5 protein-coding genes are annotated in these 5,036 nt (G+C 73.3%); all 5 read left to right on the top strand.

Translation table 11 applies throughout. The features are described from left to right. Positions 1 to 249: hypothetical protein (locus tag Q7F20_RS13360; RefSeq protein WP_305740573.1), on the top strand; the 249-nt coding region annotated here is incomplete at its 5' end. 106 nt (positions 250 to 355) lie between these two features. Continuing rightward, entirely contained in the window at positions 356 to 1,573 is a 1,218-nt protein-coding gene (locus Q7F20_RS13355) for a sensor histidine kinase (protein ID WP_305740572.1), read from the top strand. Beyond that, the gene (locus Q7F20_RS13350) at positions 1,570 to 2,226 is read left to right on the top strand and encodes a response regulator transcription factor (protein WP_305740571.1); all 657 of its coding nucleotides are present in this window, start codon (positions 1,570 to 1,572) and stop codon (positions 2,224 to 2,226) included. Before Q7F20_RS13355 ends, Q7F20_RS13350 begins: the two co-directional genes overlap by 4 nt. Before the next feature lie 8 nt (positions 2,227 to 2,234). After that, positions 2,235 to 3,197 carry a hypothetical protein gene (locus Q7F20_RS13345; protein ID WP_305740570.1) on the top strand — a complete coding sequence of 321 codons (963 nt, stop codon included), beginning with the start codon at positions 2,235 to 2,237 and terminating at the stop codon, positions 3,195 to 3,197. A gap of 406 nt (positions 3,198 to 3,603) precedes the next feature. Next, the gene (locus Q7F20_RS13340) at positions 3,604 to 4,977 is read left to right on the top strand and encodes an RbtT/DalT/CsbX family MFS transporter (RefSeq protein WP_305740569.1); all 1,374 of its coding nucleotides are present in this window, start codon (positions 3,604 to 3,606) and stop codon (positions 4,975 to 4,977) included. Positions 4,978 to 5,036 lie beyond the last annotated feature (59 nt).

Here is a 5,036-nt window from a genome sequence, read left to right as displayed (position 1 = left end):
CGCGCCGCGCGCGAGGCCGAGACGGCCGCACGGACGGAGTCCCGCGATGCCGACGCCGCGCTCGACGCGGCCGAGGACGCGCTCGCAGCCGCCGAGGACCGCCGCGCCGACCTCGAACGCCGGCTCGCCGAGGCCGCTGTCGAGGTCACGCGTCTCGAGCACGCGCGGGACGACGCGGAGACCGAGAGCGACCGAGCCCGCGACCTCCTCGCGGCAGCCCAGCAGCACCGCCGCGACGTCGGACGCTGACCACGCGCGGTGCGCTCCGAGGCCGTCCGCGTGCGTCTCATCCACACGGATGAAAGCCGTGCCCGGCGCTCGCTCCCCGGGGCTCACCGCCCCTACGCTCGGCCGCATGCGCTCCTTCCTCCGTCGCCGTGCACGGCACCTCGTCGCCCCGCTCGCCGGGGCCGCCTACCTCGTGCTGTGGCTCGTCGCCGAGGCCAGCCGCACGGACCTCGACCACGTCGTCGTGCTCGTGGCCTTCGCCGTCGCCATCGGACTCGCCGCCTGGATGCCGGCGACCGCCCTCGGGATGATCGCCGGCGTGCCGCTCCTGCAGGCACTGCGGCTGCTCGCGCGACCCGAGGCGACGGTGTGGCCCGAGTACCTCGCCATCGCGGTCGTCGCCGGCATCGTGGGAGCGGGACGCTCCGACCTCATGCGGTGGCTCGCGATCCCGGCGCTCGGCGTCGGCAGTGCTGCCGCTGCCTGGGCGATGGTGGTGCCCTCCGTGGCGGACCAGGACGTGTGGGCGAGCTGGACCGGTTCCACCGCCGGCACGCGGTCCGACCTGGTGTTCCTCACCCTCGCGATCGCCGGCGGAAGCGGGATCGCCTGGGCGGTCGGCGTGGCGATCGGCGCGACGTGGCGGATCGGCCTGGCGCGGGTCCGGACCGCTCGGGCCGAACACGAGACCGAGGTCACGAGCGCGGAGCTGCGCGCCGAGCAGGAGCGCGCGCGGATCGCCCGCGACGTGCACGACTCGCTGGCGCACTCGCTCGCCGTCGTGGTGTCGCAGGCCCAGGGGGCGGCGGCGATCGCTGTGCGGGACGAGCACGCCTCCAGGGCGTTGCAGGACATCGCCGAGGTCAGCCGTTCCGCGCTCGGTGACGTCCGGGCACTCGTCGAGCGGATCCACGGTGCCGGGCCGGACATGCCACACGCCCTGACGGACCTGCCCGACCTCGTCGCGGACATGCGCGAGCTCGGCATGGACGCGGTGCTCGAGGAGCACGGCGAACCCGGCTCCCTCGCACCAGCCGCGCAGAACGCCGCACACCGGATCGTGCAGGAGAGCCTCACGAACGCGCTGAAGCACCAGGGACGCACGGCGACCGTCCGGGTCGTCCTCGACTGGCGCGGCCCGGGGCTCGGGGTGGTCGTCACGTCGACGGGGGCGGTCCCGCTCGTGGTCGCGGACGGCCGCGGCTCCGGTATCGCGGGGATGCAGGAGCGTGCACGACTGGTCGGCGGCTGGCTGCGAGCAGGCGCCGGTGACGAGGAACACGAGTTCGTCGTCACCGCGTGGCTGCCGGTGGTCGTGGCCGGCGAGCTGGAGACGGCCCGGTGAGCTCGATCCGCGTGGCGGTGGCCGACGACCAACGGCTCTTCGCGTCGGGCATGCAGATGCTCTTGGACGCACAGCCCGACATGACGTGCGTCGGGACCGCGGGCGACGGCGCCGAGGCCCTGGCGCTGTGCGCGTCGGTCCAGCCGGACGTCCTCCTGCTGGACCTTCGCATGCCGGTGCTGAACGGCATCGAGACGCTCGCCCGGTTGGCTGCGTCCGGCGGGGACCGGCCCCGGGTGGTCGCCCTCACCACGATCCGACGTGACGACGCGGTGCTCGCAGCACTCCGGGCCGGGGCGGCGGCGTTCCTCACGAAGGACGCGCTGCCCGACGTCGTGACGGCCACGGTCCGCGACGTGCACGAGGGGCGTCCGGCGCCGACCGAGGCCGAGGCGCTCGACCTCCTGCGCGCCCAGGGCGTGCCCGTCGAGACCCACCGACGTGACGAGGTCCTCGACGCCCTGACCGCCCGCGAGCGAGAGGTCTTCCTGCTCGTCGCGAAGGGGCTCAGCAACCAGGAGATCGCCGCAGCCGTGTTCCTCAGCGAGGCGACCGTGAAGTCCCACGTGCGCGCGGTGCTCACGAAGCTCGGACTCCGGAACCGGATCCAGGTGGTCATCACCGCACACGAACGCGGCCTCGTCCGCGCCTAGGGGGAACCATGCAGCGCACCAGCCGTGCCGCCAAGACCGGCACCCTCGTCCTCGTGCTCGTGGGGCTCGGCGCAGGCGTCGTGCACGCCCTCCCCGAACCGGCGGACCGAGCCATCGAGCCGACCGTCGAGCGGAGCGTCGGCACCTGGGCGATGCCGCTGGACGGATGGGTCCAGCCGGGGTCGGAGAAAGCCGCGTACGCCGAGGACCTCGTCGTGCAGCCGTGCCTGCGGGAGGCGGGCATCGACTTCCCGCCACCGTGGGCGACCGTCGACGGCCTCGAAGCAGCTTCGGACGCGGCGGAGACCCCCGAGCGCGGCAACCCGGCCCCGGCACTGTCGTGGACTCGCCCTCTCGACGAGGACACCGCTCGGACCAGCGGGTACCACGCGCCGTCGACCGCCGGGGCGAACCGGGACGGTCGTCGTGCGTGGGGTGAGGACCCGGAGCGGAACGCTGCCTTCGCCGACGCCGCACAGTCCGCGGTCACCCGCTGCTTCCGTCAGGCCGAGCGCACCGTCGGGACCGACGATCCGGACGGCAGCGTGCAGCGGGCCTCGATGACCGCGAAGCGCCTGACCTTCCTCGCCGGGACGGCCGCCCGCGAGGACGAGACCGTCGTGGCCGCCGCGGCCCGCTGGCACACGTGCATGGCGGACGCCGACGTCCCCGACCTGCCCCGAGCACCGAGCGAGATGCCGTCGCAGTCGATGAAGATGGACTACGGGACCAACCTGGCGTCGACGCCCGTCCAGGACGCCGAGATCGCGGTCGCCGAGCGTGACGTCTCCTGCCAGCACTCGTCGGGCTACCGCGACGCGCTGTACGACGCCGAGTGGCGGCGGTTGTCGCACGTGACGGCCACGGACGCCGCGGTCCTGCACGCCGCGGAGCCGGACCAGCGCGACGTCGAACGGCACCTCGACGAGGTCATCCGCGACCAGGCGCCGGAGAGCCCGTCCGGGCGCTGACCGAGACGCGTTCCTTCCCATCACAGCCGCGGTGGTGAGCGAGATCGGGCGTACTCGGTCAGAAAAAACGACCACCTACGCCCGAAACGACCACCTGTGCCCGAAACGACCACCTACCCGCTCCGCCGCCCGCGCGCCCAGATCGTTACCCAACAGTTGTCGTTCTTGACGCACGGCGTTGGAGCGGTCTAATCTCGGGCACCATGCTTCGGGCCGGCGATGGTCCGCCGGGTCCGCCCTCGGCAACAGCACCGGGCGGCCCGGGTACAGGACTCGCATCATCGCCGACGCAGCACCCACCCGCAGCCACTGCGCGGGCGGGGCGCTGCGCGGCGCGCGGCGCACCCCGGAGACATGCCGCGATGCCGGGTCGAGCACTCCGGGGCCCCTCCAGGAGAGACGACACATGTCGGAACCCCGCACCGCCCGCACCACCACCCTGACGCCGCCGAACGGTGTCACCGCACCCGGGTCAGGCACCGACGCGCCACCGCCCGCCGCCGACCACGAGGGGCTCCTCGCCCGCCTCGGCATCCCGCACCCGCTGCGCTGGGGCTTCCTCGGCGTCCTGGTCTTCATGACCGGTGACGGCATCGAGTCGAACTTCATCTCGCCGCACATCGCGGCCGCGCTGGGCTCCGGCGGGGTCGACAGCGCCGCGATGGTGATCGGCCTCTACGGCGTCGCGGTCCTCGTCGCGTCGTACTTCGCCGGCGTGCTGTCCGAGCTCTGGGGCCCGCGCCGGGTGATGACGATCGGCGCCGTGCTCTGGGTCGTGTTCCAGGTCGCGTTCCTCGCGGCACTGCCCACCGGGTCGGTCGGCCTGATCGCGCTGACGTACTTCCTGCGGGGCCTCGGCTTCCCGCTGTTCGCCTTCTCGTTCCTCTGCTGGGTGAACCACACCGTCGCCCGCGAACGCAACGCCACCGCCGTCGGGTGGTTCTACGTCGTGTTCACCGGCGGCCTGCCGACGCTCGGCTCGCTCATCGCGATCGGCACGATCCCCGCGTTCGGCGGCGGCCACACCGGTGAGACCTGGTCGATGGCGCTGTCACTGCTCCTCGTCGCGGTCGGCTGGGCGATCGTCCGGTTCGGGGTGCACGAGCCCACCGGCCTCGGTCGGATCGCGCCGCGTTCGCACTCCGCCGCGAGGGTGATCGCGAGCGGCATCGAGGTCTGCGTCAAGCGGCCGAAGGTCCTGCTCGCGGTCCTGATCCGGCTCGTCAACACCGCCCCGGAGTTCGGCATGTTCGTGATCATGCCCGCGATCATCGGCACCGAGCTCGGCTGGGGGCAGTCGAAGTGGCTCACCATGACCGTGATCGTCTACGCCGGCAACATCCTGTTCAACGCGTTCTTCGGCGCGCTCGGCGACCGCATCGGCTGGATCCGCACGGTGAAGTGGTTCGGGATCGCGGCCTCGGCGGTCGGTCTCCTCGCCTGGTGGTACGTGCCGCACCTCGTGCCGGCCGGCTCCGAGTGGGGCTTCTGGCTCGCGACCGCCGCCGGCACCGTGTTCGGCATCATGCTCGCCGGGTTCACGCCGATGGGCGCGATCGTCCCCGCCTTCGCGGGCGAGGAGCGTCGCGGCGCCGCGATGGCCATGTACGCCACCGCGGCGGGTGGCGCGACCTTCCTCGGCAACGCCGTCGTCAGTGCCGTGCTGCCCTGGGGCGGCCCCGGAGGCGTGGTCTGGACGTTCGTCGGCCTGTACGTGGTCGCGTTCGTGGTGCTGTCCGTCCTCAAGGTGCCGGAGGGTGCCGAAGCGGCGGGTCACTGACGCGACCACCTGCGGACGGGAGGCGCGGTGCGGGGCCGCCCCGCGCCGCCCGTCCGCCG

The sequence above is a fragment of the Curtobacterium sp. A7_M15 genome (genome assembly GCF_030705415.1).
GTDB lineage: Bacteria > Actinomycetota > Actinomycetes > Actinomycetales > Microbacteriaceae > Curtobacterium.
The sequence above is the reverse complement of the archived record's forward strand: the minus strand, read 5'-3'. Positions and strand labels throughout refer to the sequence as shown.

Coding starts and splice junctions, on each gene's coding strand:
- Q7F20_RS13340 (WP_305740569.1), top strand. CDS start 3,604: ATGTCGGAACCCCGCACCGCCCGCACCACCACCCTGACGCCGCCGAAC.
- Q7F20_RS13345 (WP_305740570.1), top strand. CDS start 2,235: ATGCAGCGCACCAGCCGTGCCGCCAAGACCGGCACCCTCGTCCTCGTG.
- Q7F20_RS13355 (WP_305740572.1), top strand. CDS start 356: ATGCGCTCCTTCCTCCGTCGCCGTGCACGGCACCTCGTCGCCCCGCTC.